The sequence below is a fragment of the Sphaerisporangium corydalis genome (assembly GCF_025506355.1).
GTDB classification, from domain to species: domain Bacteria; phylum Actinomycetota; class Actinomycetes; order Streptosporangiales; family Streptosporangiaceae; genus Sphaerisporangium; species Sphaerisporangium corydalis.
Window position 1 is genome coordinate 1 of the sequence record NZ_JANZYP010000019.1, and the last position, 19,872, is coordinate 19,872.

The window sequence follows — 19,872 nt, forward strand, 5'->3', positions numbered from 1 at the left end:
GGTAGCCGCCACCGGCAGACACGGCTCGATCAACGCCCACTCGGCATCGGTCACATCAAAACGCGCCACATCCGAGTTCTACCAGCCACCGGGCCTCACCTAGATCCGAACTCCGAACAGCTCCTAGTGCGGATCTGCCGCGACGCGGGCATGCGCCTGGTCGGGCCGAACTGCCTCGGCATCGTCAACACCGCCGCGTCGCTCAACGCGAGCTTCCTGCCCGGGACGCCCTCGGCGGGACGGCTGGGCCTGATGTCGCAGTCCGGCGCCGTCGCCGCCGCGGTGATCGACCGCGCCGAGGGGGTCGGGCTGGGCATCTCCTCGTTCGCCTCGGTCGGCAACAAGGCCGACGTCAGCGGCAACGACATGCTGGAGTTCTGGGAGGACGACCCGGCGACCGAGGTCATCGCCCTGTACCTGGAGTCGTTCGGCAACCCGCGCCGGTTCGGCCGCATCGCCCGCCGGGTGAGCGGCAAGAAGCCGGTCCTGGTGGTCAAGAGCGGGCGCGGCGGCGCCGGCGACCGCGCCGTACGGTCGCACACCGCCGCGGCGGCGACCCCGGACGCGGCCGTCGACGCGCTGCTGCGGGCCTCCGGCGTCATCAGGGAGGACAGCGTCCGCGACCTGCTGGACACCGCCAGGCTGCTGGTCCACCAGCCGCTTCCCAAGGGCGGGCGGGTCGCGATCGTGGGCAACTCCGGCGGCCCGCAGGCCATGACCGCCGACGCCTGCGAGCAGCGGGGCCTGTCGGTCCCCGAGCTGTCCCCCGCCACCCGTGACGCGCTGAGCGCCGGGCTTCGCGCGGCCGCGGCCGTCGGCAATCCGGTGGACGTGACCGCCGACGGCGAGGCCGCCGAGCTCGCGCACGCGATACGCACCGTGCTGGCCGACCCGGACGTGGACGCCGTGCTGGTCGTCTACACCCCGCCGTTCGGCTCGGGGCCTGTGGCGACCAAGGAGGCGATCGACGCGGCCTCGCGTGGCTCGGGCAAGACCGTGCTGGCCTGCGTGCTCGGGGACGACGGGCTGATCGGCTCCCGCGTGCCGAGCTACGCCTTCCCCGAGCAGGCCGTCCACGCGCTCGGCCGCGCCGTGGAGTACGCCGCGTGGCGCTCGCGCCCCGCCGACGTCGTCGTCGAGGTCCCTCCCGTGCACGCCCTGGCGGCGCGGGAGATCGTCGAGAGCGAACTGCGGGACCACACCCAGGGCGGGTGGCTCGACTATCCGGCCGCGGCCCGCCTGCTCGGCGCGTACGGGATCCGGGTGGCCGAGGCCGTCCCGGTCGGCGGGCGCGAAGCCGCCTGCGCGGCCGCCGCCCGGCTCGGCCCGCCCGTCGCGCTCAAGGCCACCGGCCCGGACCTGGTGCACAAGAGCGACGTCGGCGGGGTGCGGGTGAACCTGGACGGCGTCGAGGAGGTGGGGCGGGCCTACCAGGAGATGGCCGACCGGCTCGGGACCGCGATGACCGGCGCGCTGGTCCAGCGCATGGCCGCCGACGGCGTGGAGATGATCGTCGGCGGGGTGGCGCACGAGACCTTCGGGCCGCTGGTGATGGCCGGAATGGGCGGGGTGACGGCCGAGCTGCTGGCCGACCGCGCCTTCCGGGTCCCGCCGATCAGCGACGCGGACGCCGGGCGGATGCTGGGCGAACTGCGGTGCGAGCCGCTGCTGCGGGGCTACCGGGGCCGTCCCGTCGTGAACACCGAGGAGCTGCGGGCGCAGATCGCCGGGGTGGGCCGCCTCATGGACGACATTCCCGAGGTGGCCGAGCTGGACCTCAACCCGGTGATCGTCACACCGGCCGGCGCGGTCGCGGTGGACGTCCGCGTCCGCCTCGCGCCCGCCGGGCCTCGTCCGTCCCCGTTCCTGCGCCGTCTCCGCTGACCGGCGCGCTTTTACAAGATCACTCAGAAGGAGAATGACCATGAACGAGCGCGTTTCCGCACCGGTCCTGGAAGAGCTCGACGCCGAGGAGTGCCTGCGGCTCATCTCCCCGGGAGGCGTCGGCAGAGTGGCGTTCACCGGCTCCGCCGGGCCGGTGGTGATCCCGGTCAACTACACGATGCTCGGCTCGTCGGTGCTGTTCCGCACCGCCTTCGGCGGGCCGATGGACGAGGATCTGAGCACCGGCGTCAGGGGCGTCGAATTCAAGATCGCCTTCGAGGTGGACCACATCGACGCCGCGGCCAGGAAGGGGTGGAGCGTGCTGATCCAGGGGGCGGCGCACCGCGTCTCCTCCGAGGAGGAGCTCGCCACCGTGAGCTCCGCCGCGGTGGAACCCTGGGCCGGCGGTGAGCGGCGGCTCTACATCCGCGTCGACCCCGTACGGCTGACCGGCCGCCGCATCCGCCGCTGACAGGCACCGCACGCGGCCCGCGAGATCGCGCGCAGGTCAGGGGCCTTCGCCGCGGCCCGGGCGGCCGGGACCTCCGGCCGTGCCGTGGAGGACTTCGGTCGTGTCGCGGAGGACTTCGGTCCCCTATCGCCGGAGGGCCGAGGGGGAATACCGTCCAAGACATGATTCGGGTGTTCCTGGTGGATGACCATGAAGTGGTACGGCGGGGCGTGGCGGCGCTGCTGAGCGTCGAGGACGATATCGAGGTCGTGGGCGAGGCCGGCACGGCGGAGTCGGCGGTGGCGCGCATCCCCGCACTCAAGCCGGACGTGGCGGTCCTGGACGTCCGGCTGCCCGACGGCAGCGGGGTGGACGTGTGCCGGGAGGTGCGCTCCCGCGTGCCGGGACTGGCCTGCCTCATGCTCACCTCCTACGCCGACGAGGAGGCCCTGTTCACGGCGGTGATGGCCGGCGCCTCCGGGTACGTGCTCAAGCAGATCCACGGGTCGGACCTGGTGGGGGCGGTGCGCACGGTCGCGGCCGGTCAGTCGCTGCTGGACCCGGCCACCACCGCCACGATGCTGCGGCGCCTGCGCGACCAGGCCGGTCACAAGGACCCGCTGGCCGTGCTCACCGACCAGGAGCGGAACATCCTCGACCTGATCGGCGAGGGGATGACCAACCGCCAGATCGGCGAGCGGCTGTTCCTTGCCGAGAAGACCATCAAGAACTACGTGTCCAACGTGCTGAGCAAGCTCAACCTGCAACGCCGCACCCAGGTGGCGGCACTGTCCGCCCGCCTGAAGGCCGACCATCCGGCACCCAGGGACACGGAGAACTGACCTTCCCCTGAGCCAGGGAGCACCGCCCTTCCCGGGCGGGAGCACTGGCCTTCCCGGGGGCGCGAGCACCGCCCGTCCTGGGGCGGGGGCACTGGCCTTCCCGGGGCGGGAGCACCGCCTGTCCTGGGGCAGTGAGGAACGTCCTTCCGAGGGGCGGGGAGGACCGTCCTCCTGGCGACCGGTTCCGGCGGACCGGTTCCGGCGGACCGGTTCCGGCGGACCGGTTCCGGCGGACCGGTTCCGGCGGACCGGTTCCGGCGGACCGGTTCCGGCGGACCGGTTCCGGCGGACCGGTTCCGGCGGTCCGGTTCCGGCGGAAGTTCCCGCCATGACGGGACCTTGGTCCCTTCCCGCCATGGTCGGCCCTCGTCAAGCTGGCGGGGTGAAAGTAGACTCGGCCGGCCTGCAGGTCCTCTCCCGCGAGGAATGCCTCGCGCTGCTCGCTTCGGTGCCGATCGGGCGGATCGTGTACACCGATCGCGCGCTCCCCGCCGTCCAGCCGGTGAACTTCCTGCTGGACGGGCAGCGGATCGTGCTCCGGACGGCCGCCGGCTCCAGGCTGGCCACCGCCGCCAGGGACACGATCGTCGCGTTCGAGGCGGACGAGTACGACGCCGGAACCCTGACCGGGTGGTCGGTCACCGCGGTCGGCCGCGCTCGTGCCACCGACGACCCCGAAGAGATCGCCCGCCTGTCGCGGCTCCCCCTGACCCCGTGGGCCCCGGGCGGTCGCGAGCACTTCATCGTGGTGCTCCCCGAACAGATCTCCGGCCGCCGCATCCGGCGCTAGTGCCCGCGTCCGGCGCTGGTCCCCGCGCCCAGCGCTGGTCCCGCATCCGACGCCGGCCCCCGCGTCCGGCGCTGGTCCCGCGTCCGGCGCTGGTCCCGCGTCCGGCGGGCGCCGCCGGCGGGGTCAGTCCCTGTCGACGACCTCCGAGGCGGGACGGCGGACACTGGAGGTTTCGGTGAGGGCCATGCCCAGCCTCATGATCATTTGCGGGTGCTCTCCCGACAGCAGGTGCCCGCGCAGGAATTCCCGGAGCTCACACATCTCCAGCGCCTGCGTGTGGAAGGCGGCCTGGACCCCGTGCGCCGACGCGTGCAGCAGGACGTGCTGGAGCGCCTGCCCGGCGGCCAGCCAGTCCTCAGGCCGGTCGGCCGGCGTGGTCAGCACCGCCACCAGCCCGGTCGACGTGGACATGCGCTGATCGTCCTCGCTGCCGCTCCAGCGGCTCCAGCCGTAGCCGCGCTGGGCGAAGTGCTGCGGATGGGTACGCCTCGGCTCGCTCGGGTAGCCATGCGCCGGGACGCCGTCCCGCCGTGCGCTGCCGGGAGGGCCGCTCCAGCGGATCAGCTCCAGGCTCAGCCCGCGGTCCTCGGCTTGTACGTCCTGGGCCGCGTTGGTGAGCGCGGCCAGCACGCGCACGGCGGCCTCCGACCGCACCGGCGTCAGGCGCGCCCCCTCCATGGCGGCCTGGGCGGTCAGTTCCTGGACCAGCTCGCCGGGGACGGGCGTGCCGCTGAACCCGGCACGATGGGTCCGGCGCCGCATGATCTCCTCGTACAGGGCGTGGCGGTGCTCGTCGGCCCGCGCGACCGCACCCGGCCGGACGGTCGCCAGCAGGAGCGGGCGGGCGGGATCGGGCAGCGTCCGCACGACCGGCTCGAAGCCCAGCTCGCCGAGCGCCGTACGCAGGTTGAACAGGGCCGCGCCGCAGCTGATCGTCATCTGGCGCCCGGACTCGTCGGCGAGGCGAAGCCTGCGGTCGGGATCGCCGCGCAGGCTGATCTCCTCGCCGGACAGGGCGAACGACCACGGCTGGGTGTTGTGCACCGACGGCGCCCAGACCGCCGCCTCGACCGCCCCGTTCATCGCGAGGGCGACCTCACTCTTGCGCATGCTCATGGTCCACCCTTCTTCCGGCGCCGCGGCGACCGGCAGTGCCGAAGGTCCCGTCTTCACCGGGCAATCCGGCGGGACCGCCGCGGTCGTACGGCACTGCACGCCGACGCGGCGAAACGGTGTGATGAAGACGTACAAGAACAGTGACCTCCGCACTGAAAGGGCCAGTCATGGCACTCGCCGAAGGGCGCCACCAGAGTGACGCCGCTCCCCGCACCCCCGTCGTGAAGGCCGAGTCCTCGCCGGTGACCAGGCCGTCGGCCGCCTATGCCTGGTCCGTCGCCCGTATCGCCCTCGGCTGGATCTTCCTGTGGGCCTTCCTCGACAAGATGTTCGGCTGGGGCTTCGCCACTCCCGCCGCCCGCTCCTGGATCAACGGGGGCAGCCCCACCACCGGATTCCTCAAGGGCACCGACGGCCACGCGCTCGGCGGATTCTTCGGCGGCCTGGCCGGGCAGCCCTGGGTCGACTGGCTGTTCATGCTCGGCCTGCTCGGCATCGGCACCGCCCTCATCCTGGGCGCCGGAATGCGGATCGCCGCCGCCGCGGGCACCCTGCTCCTGGTGTTCATGTGGGCCGCCGAGCTGCCGCTGGCCTCCAACCCGTTCCTCGACGAGCACATCATCTACGCCATCGTGCTGGTCGGCCTGGCCCTGGCCGGCGCCGGGAACACCCTGGGCATCGGCGAGTGGTGGGGCCGCACCGACCTGGTCAGGCGCTACCCCGTCCTGAAGTAGACCCCCACGGCACCACCCGGCGCCCGCCCTTCACCCCGAAGGGCGGGCGCCGTCGCGTTGCCCGCCTTCATGGCGCGAACTCGGCCCGGCCCTTCCCGAAGCCGCTCCGGCAACGCGACCCCTTTCAAGGGTGACGGCCCGCCCGTTCCCGGTCCGACGTCGGGGGCCTTGCCCTCGGTAGTACGATCCCTCCCATATTCTCTGCGGACGACTGTCCGCACAGCGGACGAACGGTGGAGCGGATGACGGAGAGCACGGCACCTATGCGCGCCGCACAGATCCACGAGCCCGGCCGGCCACCGGCGGTGGCCGGTGTCCCCGTCCCCGTGCCCGGCCCCGGCGAGAAGCTCGTCGAGGTCCACGCCGCTCCCGTCACCCCGCTCGACCTGCTCTGCGCGACCGGCACGTCCTACTTCGGCAGGCCCGCCACGCCGTACGTGCCGGGCGTGCAGGGGGTGGGGACGGCAGGCGGGCGGCCGGTGTGGTTCCCGACGACGGCGGGGATGGCCCCGGGCGACGGGAGCATGGCCGAGTACGCCGTCGTGCCCGTGGCGGACCTCGTCGAGCTGCCGGAGGGCGCCGACCCCGTCGCCGTCGCGGCCCTCGGGCTCTCCGCCGTCGCCGCTCACATGGCGCTGAGCATGCGCGGCGAGCTCGTGGCGGGCGAGCAGGTGCTGGTGCTCGGCGCCGGCGGGGTGGTCGGGCAGGCCGCCGTCCAGCTCGCCAGGCTCGCCGGGGCGCGCCGGATCGTCGCGGGCGCGCGCTCGGCGTCCGCGCGGGAACGCGCGGAACGGGCCGGCGCAGACGCGGTCGTCGCGCTCGACACCGACGACGTGACCGAGCTGGCGGCCCGCTTCTCGGCCGCCGCCGACGGACCGGTCGACCTGGTCCTCGACCCGCTTTTCGGGCCCCCGGCGGCGGCCGCGGCCCGTACCCTGCGCCCCGGCGGCCGGATGGTGAACCTCGGCAGTTCCGCCGCCGAGACCTGCCCGCTCGACTCCGCCACCCTGCGCGGCAGGTCGCTGCGGCTGCTCGGGTACACGAACAACGAGCTGAGCGCCGAGCAGCGCGCGACCGCCATCACCATGATCGCCGGACTGGTCGCACAGGGGCGACTGACCGTCGCCCACGAGACCGTCCCGCTCGCGGACGCCGAACACGCATGGACCCGCCAGTCCCGGGGCACCACCACCGGCCGAATCGTCCTCACCATGACCTCATGACGACCGCGCCTCAGCTGGGCGCATGGACGTCACTCGACGCATGGACGTCACTCGACGCGAGGGAAGAAGTGTGTCACTGACTATGAGGTGATCGTCTGTCTGCCCGTGGTCTCGATGTGCGCCGATGCCGTCGATCCCGTACGCGGATCAAGAGGGTCTTAGTCGGCCTGCCGGGCTTTTCGAAAAGTCATCCGAAGCTTGTGTTCGCCGGTCACGCTGCTTGAATTATGAATTCTTTGAATTTACGGGGGATCAATCTTCCGGCTTACCATTCAGTTCGAGGCATTTCCTATCCTCAGTCCCAGGTGGTGCCGGGGGTCTTGGAGAAGGAGTCCCAGGTGGTGCCCGCAGCGCGGGAGTCCCAGGTGGTGCCGGCGGTGCGGGTGGAGGTGACCGGGGAGAAAGTGGAGTTCGTCATTTTCGTTCTCTTTTCTGGGAGGCTTTGTGTTCGTCCTTGTGAGTACAACTCTCCGGCAATTCCCGGCCTCGAACCAGACGAATGGACGGCAGCAAGCTGCCCGCCCCTGACCACTTCCTGCCACGCCTGACGCCCGCCCGCACGGCACCCCCGCCGGCCCTGCGAAAACGCCCCCGGCCGGTCGGAAACTCGAAGATCGTTAAGTCACGCCGGGCGGGTAAGCTGGCCGCCGTCGCCCGCGACGGTGAAGGAGCCGCCGATGACCACCGACCCCACGATGACCCGGATCGGCCAGGGGGTGGAGTTGCACCACCACCAAGGTCAGCGCGACGCCGCTCGCGACCTGTTCGCGCAGATCTGGGATGACATCGGCGGCGAGCAAGGCGACCCGCTGCATGTGTGCGTCCTCGCCCACTCGATGGCCGACGTGCAGGACGACGCGCACCAGGAGCTGATGTGGGATCTGCGAGCGCTCGCCGCCGCCGATCTGGTCACCGACGAACGGGTGGGCGAAGCCGGGGTGACGCTTTCGGTGGCCGGCCTGTACCCGTCGTTGCACCTCAATCTGAGCGATTGCTACCGCAAACTGGGCGACCTCCCCCACGCCCGCGAACACCTCCACCAGGCACGCACCCAAATCGACGCACTCGCCGACGACGACTACGGGCGACTCATCAAAGACGGCCTGGAACGCCTGACCCAGCTACTGGACGACCCCACCTGACCACGCCCAGCGCATTCTCGGGTCGTTATTTGTTCTACGTGTGGAAGAGCGGCGGGACGTTCGTGAACCGCAGCCTGGTCCGCTACGGGTACGGCAAGGCGGTCCTGGTGGCGCCGAACGACCGGTTCATCAAGGTGGTCCGCGGCGACCAGTCCAAGGCGAAGGCGGCCCGGTTACGGGTGTGGTCGGGCCGATGCGACACCGGGACCAATCCCAATCCCAAGCCCACGCCCAAACCGACCCCGAAGCCGAAGCCCACGCCGAAACCGAAGCCGACCACGAAGCCCACGACCCCTCCCCCGCCACCGGGCGACGACCCCCGCTACCCCACCTGCGCCGAGGCCAACAAGCACGGTTACGGCCCGTACCGCCGGAACGTCGACCCCGAGTACAACTGGTACCAGGACCGCGACGGCGACGGAGTCGTCTGCGAGCGCTGACGCTCCTCTCCCAGGTTCGATATCAAGACGGTCGGCCGGGAGTCGGCCCGACCCAGCGGTGGTAGGCGTCCATGTCGACGTTGCCGCCGCACACGATCGTGACCACGTGCCGGCCGGCGAAGCGTTCGCGGTCTTCGAGGATCGCGGCGACGCCGAGCGCGGCCGACGGTTCGACGACAAGGCCGGCGTGGTCGAGGAGCATCCGCATGCCGGTGATGATCGACGTCTCCTGGACCAGGACGGCGTCGTCGGCGACCAGGAGGAGGTCGTCCAGTACGGCCGGGATGGGCCGCCGGCCGGCGACGCCGTCGGCGATGGTGTGGGTCGAGTCGGTGGTGACGACACGTCGCCGGCGCCACGAGCGGGTCATCGCCGGCGCGCCCAGCGGCTGGACGCAGATCACCTCGACGCCGGGCGCCAGGGCCTTGACCACGTGACCCACACCAGTGGCCAGCGCCCCGCCGCCGAGAGCGATCAGAACGGCGTCGAACGACGGCACGGCGTCCACCAGTTCCAGGCCGATGGTGGCCGCGCCCTCACAGGTCTCGATGTCCAGGCTGTCCTCGACCAGCCGGATGCCGTCGTACGACGCGATCGCCGCCGCCCGCTCGCGGGCCATGTCGAAGTCGCCGTCCACCAGCTCCAACCTGGCACCCAACGCACGGATCCGATCAAGCTTGACCGAGGGCGCGAAGCGCGATGCCACGACGGTGACCTCGATCCCCCGCCCACGACCGGACCAGGCGAGCGCCTGCCCAAGATTCCCCGCACTCGCACACACCACGGCCCGCGCCCCACTGTCCGCGAGCAGGCTGGCGACCACCTCGGTACCACGAGCCTTGAAACTCCGCACCGGATTCGCCGTCTCCAGCTTGACACTCACCACACACCCGAGACGGGCCCCCAGCCCCTCACACCGATACAACGGACTACCAAGAAAAACCGGATCGATAACCCCACGAGCCCCCCGAATCCGAGCAATATCAAGACGCGTCTCCCCCATGACCCAGCAGCGTAGCCCCACATCCACTCGCGCGGACGAGCGCGACAAGTGGGGGCGATCGACCGCGCCCCAGCGGTCCTGAGCGGTCTGGATGAGCTGGAGTGCCATCGCCAGGCCAGCAGTTCGGCAGCCAGTTCCCTTGATTGCCTTTGTCCGGTCCGCACTGTGGCGAAGGTTGATTCGACCTGGTTTGTGGTGCGCAAATGCCCCTGATGCTGGATAAGTGTTCGCACAGGGCCCGCAGCTCTTCGACGGCCCTCACTGATCTAGGCGACGGCCGATGGGGCTTCGTCCACCTAGCTTCCGGTGATCTTCAGGCGTTACGCGCCCACGGCGGCAAATTCGCCAAGGAGCACCTCATCCGCACTTTAGTGGATCATGAGGTTCGTGAAGGGCTCTGGGTGACGGTGGGCTCGGGTGACCAGTGGGTTTGGCTCTTCTCTTCCGGGACGATGTCGGCTGGCTCGGAGCGCTCATGGCAAGGAGCCCTGCCGTTCTGAGACGGCAGGGCTTTCCCGTTCTTCTCAGAGAACCTGAGTGACCTTGGCCCTCAGCGCCGACGTGCAGGTCGGAGTCTGAATGGTCTCCTGGGCCGGCCTGCTTATCTCATCGCCAGTGACGTCTATCGCTCCCGTCGCGGGGTCCTGCCCACCGGAAATCTTGTAGGACACGGTGAATGTCTTGTCTTCGGGCAGCGAGTTGCCCGAATAGGCAAGTTGGGCACGATATGTGACTATGGCTCCAGCCGAACTGAAACACTCACTCTTGATCACCTTTATGGTGACCCTGAATTCGCTGGGCTTGGGTGTGTGATCCGCTGAGGGCTCCGCGCTCGCCTGCTCGGAAGCGGGCTCGTTATCGGCCGCAGGAACATTGGCCGTGGTCGCTATGGGCTTGCCCGATGATCCGGCTAAGCCAATACCGACTCCGCCGATACACCCGACCGCAAGCCCACCTACCAGAGCAAGGGCGAGGACCATGCCGCTGAAACCCTTCTTCGGTGGCCGCTGCGGCTGTTGGAAATGTGTGACCTGCTGAGGGTTGTACTGGTGGGTCATCTGACTGCTTTCTGCATGCTGTCGTAGGAGTCAGGCGGCCGGTACGACCGAGCACGAATTCTTTGCCGGGAAGGAGATCGGTGAGGTCCTTGCCGGCCAGGGCATCGTCTGATTCCAGCGAGTGGCTGACCGTGTCGTCTCCGTGGACGGGCAACGCACCCTGACGGGTTACCGCAGCGGTGATGTAGATACCAGATTGTGACCCATGGTGAGGATGTGGGCGCAGAGCGCCACGAGCCATTTCGGCTGCGGAATCAACGGATCTCGCCATTCAGAACAAGATCATCGGTCTCGGGCGGCGGAGATCAGCGAATCGGTGAGTCGGCTCATGGCGATGCCACGGTGTAGCCGATTCTCTGGCCGAGGGCGTCCTGCGCGGCCAGTTCGCTGGACAGGGACAACGCGTCCCATCGGGCGATGGACGGTACCAGGCCGGCCGAGCGGTGGGACGGGAGTAGCGAGACGCGCCGGGTGGCCCACCAGCCGCCGAAGGTTCCGTCGGAGCGGGTGAAGCGGGTGATGTGCCACCCGGGGTAGGTCTGCTCCAGCACGGCGAACTGGGCATCCGCGCGCGACCCCGCAACCGCTGCCGTGGTCACGAGAAGCGCGCCAGTTCTGCCCGGGCCTCCTGCTCGGCGATGGCCCGGCACAACGCGATCTCGTCATCGGCGTCGACCGTACGCCAAGCGCCGGAAGCCTCGCCCGCCTCGTCGTACGCGCGCTCTCGGGTTGCCCAGAAACGGCCCGCGCTGCTGCGGAACACTCGCCAGCCGGTTGGGGTCGTCGCGCGATGCGAGATGGATCTGGACTCCTGCATGAGCCGGACCTCCACGTCCGATCAAGGAACCCACCAGGTGATCAACCCTGCCTCGTCGGGCTCCGCTTTCAGGTGACGTTGCGCTATCGGGGCAGCGCGGTGTGTAGACCTCTGTGCCATGCTGGTGGCGATCAGGCACGATTCCTAGGTCAGCGTTTTGGCCAGTTCGGATTGGCCAACGGTGTCCAAAACGAGGAGCCGGTATGCCACGTGGTCCTGACGCGGTCGATGGATCGATCTCGCCTTGGCACTTACTGGGCGCAGCCCTGCGGCAGTGGCGGGAGCTGGCCGGTTTGACGCTCACTGAGACGGCGCCGAAGGTTCCGATAGATCCGTCGCTGCTGGCCAAGTGGGAGCGAGGGACACGACGGCCCGCCGAGGACGCCATGCGACGGCTTGATCAAGCCCTCAACGCCGGCGGCATTCTGTTCACGATGTACGGGTTCGCGTTGGCCAACGAGACGCCACGACCATCCCCCGCAATCGCGGAGCGGTGGGATGCTGAAACCATGGACGCACTCCGCCGGCAACTCCTTCTCGGTGGCTTCGCCGCAGCGGGCAGCGCCGCCTCCGCGCCGTTCCAGGACGGGCTGGAGCGGCTGAGGTCCGTCGTTGACCAGACTGTCGGCGATCCCGGCATCGACGACTTCGAAGAATTGGTGTGGGAGTACTCCCACGCGATCGTGGCACGCTCTCAGGTGGAAGTGCTCGGTGACTTGGCCGCTGATGTGCTCGCGCTCCAGAAGACCATGAACTGTGTGCCGCCCCGAGAAACCTCTCGGTGGTTGCGGGTCAACGCACGTATGACGAACCTGCTGGCTCACACACTCGGGTCGACCGGATATGCCCGTGAGTCGCGCCACTGGTGGACGACTGCCCGCCGAGCGGCTGAACGAACCGGCGACCAGGACGTGCAAGCGGCGGCGTATGCCTCGGAAGCTGTGCAGGCGTTGCACGAGGACCGGCCGGCAGTGTTGGTGCTGGACCGCGCCGACAAGGCCTTGGCGCTGTCTGGGGGGCGGGCCTGTGTGGCTACGGTGGAGGCTCTCGGTGCTCGATCTCATGCGCTAACCCTGGCCGGCGATGTCGCGCAGGCGTGCGCCACGTTGGATGAGCAGGTACGGGTGTTCGAGCGTCTTCCCAGCGCTGTCACTTCGGATCTGCTGTCGGCCGAGGGGTGGCCGACGTTTCGGCTGCTCTACTCCAGGTCCCTGGTGTTCACCCTGGCTGGGCACCCGAGCGCCGACCGTGCCCAGGAAGAGGCGCTGGCGTCCTACCCGGTAGGCCGACCGCGACAGCGCGCCCAGGTCGAACTGCACTGCGCCTACTCCGAGGTGCGGCGCGGCCATATCGACGATGGGCTCGGCCATGCCCGTAGGGTCCTGACCGGACTCGGGGACAACGTCACCCGGTTCGTCCACCATATGGCTCTCGGGGTAGCCAACGCGGTGCCGGAGGTGGCTAATACGCGATCCTCTGTAGTCGAGTACCGCGACCTACTCGCGCTCCCGGCCGGGAGAAATTGATGGGGATCGTTTTCGAGCACAAGCATGATGGGGATGCCGTAGAGGTTCTGGACGACGAATACGTGATCCCCTACCTGGAGATTCAGGCGGAGCCGCCGTACAACAGCAACCCGAACGCCTCCAGGGAGCGGTACTTGGAGCGGACTCGCCGGCAGGTCGGCAGCCCGGGGTTTCACCTGGTGTCGGCCCGTGACGACGGCAGGCTGATCGGGTGGGCATTCGGGCTTCCGTTCGCTGCCGGCCGGTGGTGGGGCGGGAACACCACTCCCGCGCCTGAGGATGTGGTCGAAAGCGAGAAGTTCGCGGTCATCGAACTCAACGTGATCGCAGAGCGCCGCGGCCACGGGCACGGCAGGCGGCTGCTGGACGAACTGCTGGGGGCCCGGCCGGAGCCTTGGGCGACACTGCTAAGCCTGCCGAGAGCCCCGGCGCATGACATGTACGAGCACTTGGGGTGGCATGCCACCGGGACCAACCAGCCGACACCGGACGCTGATGTCGCTGACGTGATGGTGCTCAAGCTCGGCGGTCCGCTCGCCGCCTCTCCTCGCGAAGGTCCGCTGTTTCAGCCCCGGCGGCCAGGGTGAACCTCACCCAGAAACCGTCGCGCGCCGCGGAGTTTGGTGTGGAGGTGTTGTTGGGTTGTGTGGCAGGTCAGGCGTACGTCCAAGGGGGCGGGGGAGGTGGTGTCGGCTCGGCGGCCTTTTGGGAGGCGGGACGGGTCGAGGCCGTCGCGGTGGGCTATGAGGAGGCCGAGTTCGTAGCGGCTCAGGGCGTCGGGGCCGGCGACGTGGTGGATGCCGTGGTGGTCGGAGGCGGCGAGTTCGAGGAGTGCGGCGGCGAGGTCGGTGACGTGTACGGGGCAGCGCACGTCGTCGGTGAACAGCGTTCCCTGCTTCCGGCCGGTGGCCAGGGCGTGCACCAGCGTCTCGTGCGCGGAGTCGCCGGCACCGATGATCAGGGAGGTCCGGGCTATCACCGCGCCCGGCGCGATCGCGCTCACCGCCGTCTCGGCGGCGGCCTTGGCCGCGCCGTACGGGGTGATCGGGTCGGGGGCGCACGTCTCGTCGTAGTGGATCGCGGCGCCGGAGAAGACCGCGTCGCTGGACACGTGGACCAGGCGCCCGCCCGACGCGGAGGCGGCGAGGGCGACGTTGACGGCCCCGGTCGCCGTGGTCGCCCAGTCCGCCTGCCGGTAGGCGGCGTTGATGACCACATCGGGCTTGAACGCGCTGATCCGCGCGTCGACGTCATCTGGCCGGCGCACGTCGAGCGGGACCCACTCGACTCCGGCGGTCGCCGCTCCTGGCCGGGTCAGGTAGGTCGCGGCCACCTCCTCCCCGGCCGCCGAACACCGGCGGACGAGTTCGCGGCCGAGCAGACCGCTGCCACCGACGATGACGACCCTCATGGCCGGTCACCGTAGCCGATCGGCCGCGTGCGACCCTTGGCCGGGGCGCTGAACCGGCCGATCGCCGAGAGGAATCGGCCGGTCGCCGAGGAGAATCGGCCGGTCGCCGAGGAGAACCGGCCCGGTCGCCGAGGGTGCGAGAGGCCGGTCACGTGCCGATGCCGGCCTGGGGGCCCGCGTAGGTGCGCAGCAGCGTGGGGACCTGGGAGGCGGGGTCGAGGGTGTAGGGGTAGAACGAGCTCGGGGTGAACGCCGAACCGCCGGTCTCCTGCCGGCCGGTGGAGTTGACCACGATGCTGCCGGACTGGCGCAGTTGCGCGGCGTCGTCCCGGTAGTAGGGATCCTTGACGTTGTCGAAGTAGCCGTTCTCCAGCACCATCTTGGTCGCGCCCCGGGCGTAGTTCCCGTACGAGCTGATGTTCTGCAGGTAGTTGTCGTACAGGTGGGCGTAGGCGACGTTGTCGGTGCTCGGGTTGCGCTGGTTGTCGTCGTGGATCCAGTTGTGGTGGATCGTCATCCGCGAGGTGACGTTCGTGGTCCACCCGATGCCGAAGGCCTTGTTGTTCTCCGACAGCACGTTCCAGGACACGGTCAGGTAGGTGGTGTCCAGGCGGCTGTCGATCAGGCCGTCGTTCATGCGGGTGATGGTGTTGTGGTCGATCCAGACGTGGTGCGCGGTGTCCATCTGGATGCCGTCGTAGTCGAAGTCCTTGTCGTCGGGGTCGTCGGAGGCCACCCGGGTGTCGCGGATCGTGAGGTTCCGGATGATCACGTTGTGCACGCCACCGCCCAGGAAGAAGCCGCCGTTGACGATGTGCCCCCTGGTCCCGGCGCCGACGATCGTCTTGTCGGAGGCCACCCTGATCTCGGTGCCGTAGGGGGTGACGGTGATCGCGCCGTCGACCCGGATGACGTACGCGGCCGAGGCGGTGGCGTACCTCACCAGGTCGGCGTACGTCGTGACGGTGACCGTGGGGCCGGCCGCGCCGCCGGTCGTCGTGGTGTCGCCCATGCCGCTGGTGGAGGCGAACCCGTCCGCGTCGGCCGGCCAGACCCGCCCGGTGGGCGTCGGGCCGGGGGTGGCGGTGGGGCCGGAGACGAAGGTGAAGGCGAACTGCATGCGGGCGACGTCGGAGCAGGTCTCCTGGACGATCGGGTTGCCGCCCGCGGTCGAGCCGTCCTTGTCGCTCACGCACATCCCCGTGGCCATACCGCGGCCGGCCCACAGGCACCGAGGAAGACGCACCTCTGTTTTGTATGTCAACTAAACAAACTAAATGACCATGACTGCGGTGGTCACGGCTGAAATTTTCACGCCGGTACGGTGCCGGACCGCACGCCGGCGGGGCCGCCCAGTAGAGCCGGGTTCGGTGCCGTACCAGGCGGGTTGCACCAGATCGGACCCGTCGCGGGCCCGCCACCGCCGAAGCGCCGAGAAGGCGGTGCCGGGGCGCGTCGTTGACAGGCCGAGAGGGCGAACCCAGCATGAGGCCACTTCGATCAACACCCGTCGATGGGATTCCTGATGAGGATTCGCCGACTTCCCGTCGTGGCCGCGACGGTGCTCACCGGGGCCGTCATGTCCATGGGGCCCGGCCTGCCGGCGGCGGGCGCGGCGCCCCCGCCCGTGACGGTCACGGTGAACGCACGGGCCGGGCTGGCCACCGCTCCTGCCACCGGCCTGGGGGTCAATGACGCGATCTGGGACACCGAGCTCGGCACCACGGCCGTGTCCGATCTGCTGAAGACCGCCGGGGTACGGATGATCCGGTACCCGGGCGGCTCCTACGCTGACATCTACCACTGGAAGACCCACACCGCGCCGGGCGGGTACGTCGCCCCGAACACCGACTTCGACACGTTCATGGCCGCCGTACGGCGGACCGGCGCCCAGCCGATGATCATCGCGAACTACGGCACCGGCACGCCCGAGGAGGCCGCCGACTGGGTCCGGTACGCCAACGTGACCAAGTCCTACAGCGCCAAGTACTGGACGATCGGCAACGAGAACTACGGCAACGGCCACTACGGCTCCGCCTGGGAGGCCGACGAGCACGCCGACAAGCGGCCGGTCGCCTACGCCAACGCCGTCGTCGCGTTCGCCGACGCGATGAAGGCGGTCGACCCGTCCGTCAAGGTGGGCGCGGTGCTCACCACGCCCGCGAACTGGCCGGACGGGCTGGTCGGCGAGGGCGACTCGGCCACCTGGAACCAGACGGTGCTCTCCGTCGCCGGATCCAAGATCGATTTCGTGGACGTGCACTGGTATCCGGGCGGCGGCACGGCGGCGGAGGCGCTGGCCAAACCGGAGCAGATCGACGACGCCGTCTACCTGCTGCGCCGGCAGATCGCCCAGTACGCCGGCGCGGGCGCCTCACGCATCGGCATCAGCCTCACCGAGCTGAACGTGGGCGTGGGCCAGAACACCCAGCCGGCCGCCCTGTTCCTCGCCGACGTCTACAGCGGGCTGCTGGAGAACGGCGTCTTCACCGTCAACTGGTGGAACGTGCACAACGGCATCGGGACGGTGTCCACCGTCGCCGGTCAGACTGACTACGGCGACTTCGGCCTGCTCTCCAGCGCCGGCTGCACGGCCGACGGGACGACGTGCGAACCGGCGCTCAACACGCCCTTCGCGCCGTACCACGGGCTGGCGATGATGAACGCCTTCGCCCGGCCGGGCGACCAGTTCCTGCGGGCGGGCACCGACCAGCCGCTGGTCACCGCGCACGCCGTCCGCCGCCGCGACGGCGACCTCGCCGTCCTGCTGGTGAACAAGGACCCGGTCAACTCCTACCAGGCCGGCATCGGCTACGCCGGGTACATTCCGGCCGCGGGCCCGCCCAAGGTGTACTCCTACCTCAACGGCGGCACCTCGGTCACCTCCGCCCAGACCGGTAGCGCGACCGGCCAGACGCTCCCGCCGTACTCGCTGACCACGATCGTGCTGCATCCGGCCGCCCAGAGCACCGGGGCGCCCGGGGCGCCGGGCCAGCCCGCCGCCGCCGCGGTCACCGACCGGACCGCCACCCTCTCCTGGCCCGCCGCCACCCCGGGCGACCGGCCGATCGCCAAGTACGAGGTGTACCGGCAGAACGGCGCGATCAGCGAGCAGCTCGGCGAGACCCCGGGCACCTCGCTGACCGCCGGGAACCTCGACCCCGGCACCCGGTACACCGTGAACGTGCTGGCCCGCGACACCGCGGGCAAGGTGTCGTGGGCCTCTCCCCCGCTCACCTTCGCCACCGGCAGCCCGGCGACCAGCACCTGCACGGTCCGGTACACCGACAACGACGACTGGGGCAGCGGCTACGTCGCCGGGGTGGACGTCACCAACACCGGCCCGCACGCCATCGACGGCTGGACGCTCACGTTCACCTGGCCGACCGGCCGGCAGCAGATGAACGGCGGCTGGAACGGCGACTGGCAGCAGAACGGCCGCACCGTCAAGGTCACCAGCCTCGCCACCAACGGCGGGCTCGCCGCGGGAGGGGGCACCGTGAACATCGGCTTCGTCGCCGGGTACAGCGGCCCCAACATCCTGCCGTCCGTGTTCACCCTCAACGGCACGCTCTGCCACACCGCCTGACCTCACGACGAAGGGCGCCGAGGATCTCGGCGCCCTTCCTTGGCGTTCGCGGGCCCTTCCTTGGCGTCCGCCGACCTTCCTGGCGTCCGCCGCCCTGGCGGTCCCGGACGTTACGGGATGGTGTCCGCGCCGCTGACGCCGGCGCCGGCCGAGGGCGGGGTGGCGGAGGCCGAGCCGGCCGAGTAGGAGTACGGCGGCGGCGAGACGCTGCCGTCGGCGCGGAGCCAGTCGCTCATGGTGCTGCCGCTGGAGTTGGCCCGCGTGATGGTGGCGATGTCGTAGTGGTTGCTGGCGGTCCAGGTCAGCCGGGTGTCGCCGAAGTCCTGGGTGATGGTCTTGGCGCCCTTGACGTAGTTGCTCTCGGCGTAGATCCGGCCGCTCACGCCGAGGCCGAGGAAGTAGTCGCTGACGCTCACGTAGTTGGCGAACACGTGGGCGTACCCGAACCGCACCCGGGGGTGCCGGGTGGCCGACCCGTCGAACCAGTTGTGGTGGTAGGTGACGTTCAGGTAGCCGGTGTCCTGGGCGCCGTTGCCGTCGCTGTGGCCGAGCAGCATCGACTTGTCGGTGCCAGCGAACCGGTTGTACGAGACCGTGGCCAGGTCGGACCCGCGTTTGATGTCCACCGAGCCGTCGTAGGCCGGGTAGAAGGTGTTGTGGTCGACCCACACGTGGTGGGAGTAGCACTGCACGTTGACCGAGTCGTCGGCCGAGTTCCTGAAGCTCAGGTTCCGGATGATCACGTTCTGCACGTGGGTGAACCTGTCCTTCTCGGCGGGGTCGCAGAGGTCGCCGCCCCACGCCACCTCGTCGGGGCCCCAGCCGTTCACGTCGAACCCGAACCCGTCGATCGTGGCGGTGGTCCCGACGCCGATGATGGTCTTGTTCGACCCGACGTCCAGCATGTCCGCGCCGCCGCCGCTGATCGTGCCGGACACCCGGACGATCCTCGGCGCGTCGTCGGCGACGGCCGCCGCGAGCTGCGCGTAGGTGCCGACGGTCACCGTCGGGCCGCCCGACCCGCCGTTGGTGCCGGTGCGCCCGTACCCGGTCGTGGCCGCGAACCCCACCAGGCCGCTCGCGTTGCCTGGAGGGCTGCTCGTCGTGGGCGTCGGGGTCGGCGTCGGACCGGTCGGGGTGGCCGACGGGGTGGGGGACGTCGTCGGGCCGCCGCTCCCCGTCTCGAACCCCCACAGTTTTGTGGACACCGAGTCGCAGGAGTTCTGCTGTAACAGGGCGCCGGCCGAGGTGGCGTTGTCCTTGACGTTCAGGCACTTGCCGCCGTTGGCGTTGACCACCCGGTACTGGGAGCCGGACACCGTGACGCTCCAGGTCTGGGACGCGGCGCCGGTGCAGGTCTCCTGCTGCACGGCCTTGCCCGCCGAGGTGCTGGCGTCCCTGACGCCGAGGCACTTGCCGCTGTGCGCGGCCACCAGCCGGTAGCCGCCGCTCACCGAGGTGAGCGTGAAGGTCTGCCCGGCGCCGGCGCAGGCGTTCTGCGTGAGCTGGACACCGTCCCCGGTGCTCCCGCCCGGCACTTCTGCGCACAGGCCGCTGCCCGCGTTGACCAGCCGGTAGCTCCCCCCGGCCACCGGGGCGGCGGCGGAGGCCGCCGAGGACATCGCCACCACCCCGGAGACCAGCAGGGCGCCGGCGGCCAGCAACGCACCGGGCCGCACACCCACCCTCATCGTTCCTGTCATGGTCAGGACTCCCTTCGCGGGTCTTCCCCTGGGGTGAGTTCACATATGTGGATGATGTCCAAAAGCGTGAACGATCCACACGGTAAGGAGCCCTTTTCCTCCCGTCAACCCACCCCTCGTCCCCCTCCGATCCGCGCCCTGAT

At 70.0% G+C, this 19,872-nt stretch carries 20 protein-coding genes and 1 pseudogene; 11 read left to right on the plus strand and 10 right to left on the minus strand.

Translation table 11 applies throughout. The features are described 5' to 3' along the window. Window positions 1–126: 126 nt before the first annotated feature. From NYZ98_RS15670 to NYZ98_RS15685, 4 genes are all read left to right on the plus strand, one after another. Window positions 127–1,884, plus strand: a complete 1,758-nt coding sequence (locus tag NYZ98_RS15670) for an acetate--CoA ligase family protein (protein WP_262843510.1) — start codon at window positions 127–129, stop codon at window positions 1,882–1,884. 40 nt (window positions 1,885–1,924) lie between these two features. Further along, a complete protein-coding gene (locus NYZ98_RS15675) occupies window positions 1,925–2,356 on the plus strand; it encodes a pyridoxamine 5'-phosphate oxidase family protein (RefSeq protein WP_262843511.1) in 432 nt (143 codons plus the stop codon). 161 nt (window positions 2,357–2,517) lie between these two features. Beyond that, complete coding sequence (locus tag NYZ98_RS15680; protein ID WP_262843512.1) at window positions 2,518–3,177, plus strand: response regulator; 660 nt, start codon at window positions 2,518–2,520, stop codon at window positions 3,175–3,177. 382 nt (window positions 3,178–3,559) lie between these two features. Further along, window positions 3,560–3,967 carry a pyridoxamine 5'-phosphate oxidase family protein gene (locus tag NYZ98_RS15685; RefSeq protein ID WP_262843513.1) on the plus strand — a complete coding sequence of 136 codons (408 nt, stop codon included), beginning with the start codon at window positions 3,560–3,562 and terminating at the stop codon, window positions 3,965–3,967. A gap of 123 nt (window positions 3,968–4,090) precedes the next feature. Here the strand turns inward: NYZ98_RS15685 and NYZ98_RS15690 are convergent, their stop codons facing one another. Continuing rightward, complete coding sequence (locus NYZ98_RS15690; RefSeq protein ID WP_262843514.1) at window positions 4,091–5,083, minus strand: Acg family FMN-binding oxidoreductase; 993 nt, start codon at window positions 5,081–5,083, stop codon at window positions 4,091–4,093. A gap of 167 nt (window positions 5,084–5,250) precedes the next feature. On the opposite strand from NYZ98_RS15690, the gene NYZ98_RS15695 reads away from it, so the two are divergent. Together NYZ98_RS15695 and NYZ98_RS15700 are read left to right on the plus strand one after the other, a co-directional pair. After that, window positions 5,251–5,817 carry a hypothetical protein gene (locus NYZ98_RS15695; RefSeq protein ID WP_262843515.1) on the plus strand — a complete coding sequence of 189 codons (567 nt, stop codon included), beginning with the start codon at window positions 5,251–5,253 and terminating at the stop codon, window positions 5,815–5,817. A 263-nt stretch (window positions 5,818–6,080) separates the two neighbouring features. Beyond that, window positions 6,081–7,040 (plus strand): quinone oxidoreductase family protein, encoded by a 960-nt coding sequence (locus tag NYZ98_RS15700; protein WP_262843516.1) that lies wholly within the window; start codon window positions 6,081–6,083, stop codon window positions 7,038–7,040. Window positions 7,041–7,335: 295 nt separating this feature from the next. Here the strand turns inward: NYZ98_RS15700 and NYZ98_RS15705 are convergent, their stop codons facing one another. Next, window positions 7,336–7,458: a hypothetical protein gene (locus NYZ98_RS15705; RefSeq protein ID WP_262843517.1), complete on the minus strand. Its 123-nt coding sequence runs from the start codon at window positions 7,456–7,458 to the stop codon at window positions 7,336–7,338. A gap of 259 nt (window positions 7,459–7,717) precedes the next feature. On the opposite strand from NYZ98_RS15705, the gene NYZ98_RS15710 reads away from it, so the two are divergent. Together NYZ98_RS15710 and NYZ98_RS15715 are read left to right on the plus strand one after the other, a co-directional pair. Next, window positions 7,718–8,182, plus strand: coding sequence for a hypothetical protein (locus NYZ98_RS15710; RefSeq protein ID WP_262843518.1), 465 nt, complete (start codon window positions 7,718–7,720; stop codon window positions 8,180–8,182). A 38-nt stretch (window positions 8,183–8,220) separates the two neighbouring features. Continuing rightward, window positions 8,221–8,622 carry an excalibur calcium-binding domain-containing protein gene (locus tag NYZ98_RS15715; protein WP_262843604.1) on the plus strand — a complete coding sequence of 134 codons (402 nt, stop codon included), beginning with the start codon at window positions 8,221–8,223 and terminating at the stop codon, window positions 8,620–8,622. Window positions 8,623–8,644: 22 nt separating this feature from the next. Here NYZ98_RS15715 and NYZ98_RS15720 read toward each other — a convergent pair whose 3' ends face one another. From NYZ98_RS15720 to NYZ98_RS15740, 5 genes and pseudogenes are all read right to left on the minus strand, one after another. After that, on the minus strand, window positions 8,645–9,625 hold the full coding sequence (locus NYZ98_RS15720; RefSeq protein WP_262843605.1) for a threonine ammonia-lyase: 981 nt from the start codon (window positions 9,623–9,625) through the stop codon (window positions 8,645–8,647). A 45-nt stretch (window positions 9,626–9,670) separates the two neighbouring features. Beyond that, window positions 9,671–9,843 (minus strand): annotated as a pseudogene (locus NYZ98_RS15725) (IS256 family transposase); the annotation flags it as partial. Between the two features lie 306 nt (window positions 9,844–10,149). After that, window positions 10,150–10,683 (minus strand): hypothetical protein, encoded by a 534-nt coding sequence (locus NYZ98_RS15730; RefSeq protein ID WP_262843519.1) that lies wholly within the window; start codon window positions 10,681–10,683, stop codon window positions 10,150–10,152. A gap of 326 nt (window positions 10,684–11,009) precedes the next feature. Beyond that, the gene (locus tag NYZ98_RS15735) at window positions 11,010–11,282 is read right to left on the minus strand and encodes a hypothetical protein (protein ID WP_262843520.1); all 273 of its coding nucleotides are present in this window, start codon (window positions 11,280–11,282) and stop codon (window positions 11,010–11,012) included. After that, on the minus strand, window positions 11,279–11,500 hold the full coding sequence (locus NYZ98_RS15740) for a hypothetical protein (protein WP_262843521.1): 222 nt from the start codon (window positions 11,498–11,500) through the stop codon (window positions 11,279–11,281). The genes NYZ98_RS15735 and NYZ98_RS15740 overlap by 4 nt, the downstream gene beginning before the upstream one ends. Window positions 11,501–11,703: 203 nt before the next feature. Between NYZ98_RS15740 and NYZ98_RS15745 the strand changes: the two genes are divergently transcribed. Both NYZ98_RS15745 and NYZ98_RS15750 read left to right on the plus strand, forming a co-directional pair. Then, window positions 11,704–13,026 (plus strand): helix-turn-helix domain-containing protein, encoded by a 1,323-nt coding sequence (locus NYZ98_RS15745; RefSeq protein WP_262843522.1) that lies wholly within the window; start codon window positions 11,704–11,706, stop codon window positions 13,024–13,026. Beyond that, window positions 13,026–13,613, plus strand: a complete 588-nt coding sequence (locus NYZ98_RS15750) for a GNAT family N-acetyltransferase (protein ID WP_262843523.1) — start codon at window positions 13,026–13,028, stop codon at window positions 13,611–13,613. Before NYZ98_RS15745 ends, NYZ98_RS15750 begins: the two co-directional genes overlap by 1 nt. Here NYZ98_RS15750 and NYZ98_RS15755 read toward each other — a convergent pair. Beyond that, on the minus strand, window positions 13,592–14,437 hold the full coding sequence (locus tag NYZ98_RS15755; RefSeq protein WP_262843524.1) for an SDR family oxidoreductase: 846 nt from the start codon (window positions 14,435–14,437) through the stop codon (window positions 13,592–13,594). The two genes, NYZ98_RS15750 and NYZ98_RS15755, sit on opposite strands and share 22 nt — an antisense overlap. Before the next feature lie 148 nt (window positions 14,438–14,585). Then, window positions 14,586–15,629 (minus strand): pectate lyase family protein, encoded by a 1,044-nt coding sequence (locus NYZ98_RS15760; RefSeq protein WP_262843525.1) that lies wholly within the window; start codon window positions 15,627–15,629, stop codon window positions 14,586–14,588. A gap of 333 nt (window positions 15,630–15,962) precedes the next feature. On the opposite strand from NYZ98_RS15760, the gene NYZ98_RS15765 reads away from it, so the two are divergent. Then, complete coding sequence (locus NYZ98_RS15765) at window positions 15,963–18,026, plus strand: cellulose binding domain-containing protein (RefSeq protein WP_262843526.1); 2,064 nt, start codon at window positions 15,963–15,965, stop codon at window positions 18,024–18,026. A 110-nt stretch (window positions 18,027–18,136) separates the two neighbouring features. On the opposite strand, the gene NYZ98_RS15770 is transcribed toward NYZ98_RS15765, so the two are convergent. Further along, window positions 18,137–19,729, minus strand: a complete 1,593-nt coding sequence (locus NYZ98_RS15770; protein WP_262843527.1) for an RICIN domain-containing protein — start codon at window positions 19,727–19,729, stop codon at window positions 18,137–18,139. Window positions 19,730–19,872 lie beyond the last annotated feature (143 nt).

What these genes read in the sequence shown, in the direction of transcription:
- NYZ98_RS15675 (WP_262843511.1), top strand. Translation starts at nt 1,925, where the DNA reads ATGAACGAGCGCGTTTCCGCACCGGTCCTGGAAGAGCTCGACGCCGAG.
- NYZ98_RS15680 (WP_262843512.1), top strand. Translation starts at nt 2,518, where the DNA reads ATGATTCGGGTGTTCCTGGTGGATGACCATGAAGTGGTACGGCGGGGC.
- NYZ98_RS15690 (WP_262843514.1), bottom strand. Translation starts at nt 5,083, where the DNA reads ATGAGCATGCGCAAGAGTGAGGTCGCCCTCGCGATGAACGGGGCGGTC.
- NYZ98_RS15695 (WP_262843515.1), top strand. Translation starts at nt 5,251, where the DNA reads ATGGCACTCGCCGAAGGGCGCCACCAGAGTGACGCCGCTCCCCGCACC.
- NYZ98_RS15700 (WP_262843516.1), top strand. Translation starts at nt 6,081, where the DNA reads ATGCGCGCCGCACAGATCCACGAGCCCGGCCGGCCACCGGCGGTGGCC.
- NYZ98_RS15705 (WP_262843517.1), bottom strand. Translation starts at nt 7,458, where the DNA reads ATGACGAACTCCACTTTCTCCCCGGTCACCTCCACCCGCACCGCCGGC.
- NYZ98_RS15710 (WP_262843518.1), top strand. Translation starts at nt 7,718, where the DNA reads ATGACCACCGACCCCACGATGACCCGGATCGGCCAGGGGGTGGAGTTG.
- NYZ98_RS15720 (WP_262843605.1), bottom strand. Translation starts at nt 9,625, where the DNA reads ATGGGGGAGACGCGTCTTGATATTGCTCGGATTCGGGGGGCTCGTGGG.
- NYZ98_RS15730 (WP_262843519.1), bottom strand. Translation starts at nt 10,683, where the DNA reads ATGACCCACCAGTACAACCCTCAGCAGGTCACACATTTCCAACAGCCG.
- NYZ98_RS15740 (WP_262843521.1), bottom strand. Translation starts at nt 11,500, where the DNA reads ATGCAGGAGTCCAGATCCATCTCGCATCGCGCGACGACCCCAACCGGC.
- NYZ98_RS15745 (WP_262843522.1), top strand. Translation starts at nt 11,704, where the DNA reads ATGCCACGTGGTCCTGACGCGGTCGATGGATCGATCTCGCCTTGGCAC.
- NYZ98_RS15750 (WP_262843523.1), top strand. Translation starts at nt 13,026, where the DNA reads ATGGGGATCGTTTTCGAGCACAAGCATGATGGGGATGCCGTAGAGGTT.
- NYZ98_RS15755 (WP_262843524.1), bottom strand. Translation starts at nt 14,437, where the DNA reads ATGAGGGTCGTCATCGTCGGTGGCAGCGGTCTGCTCGGCCGCGAACTC.
- NYZ98_RS15765 (WP_262843526.1), top strand. Translation starts at nt 15,963, where the DNA reads ATGAGGATTCGCCGACTTCCCGTCGTGGCCGCGACGGTGCTCACCGGG.
- NYZ98_RS15770 (WP_262843527.1), bottom strand. Translation starts at nt 19,729, where the DNA reads ATGACAGGAACGATGAGGGTGGGTGTGCGGCCCGGTGCGTTGCTGGCC.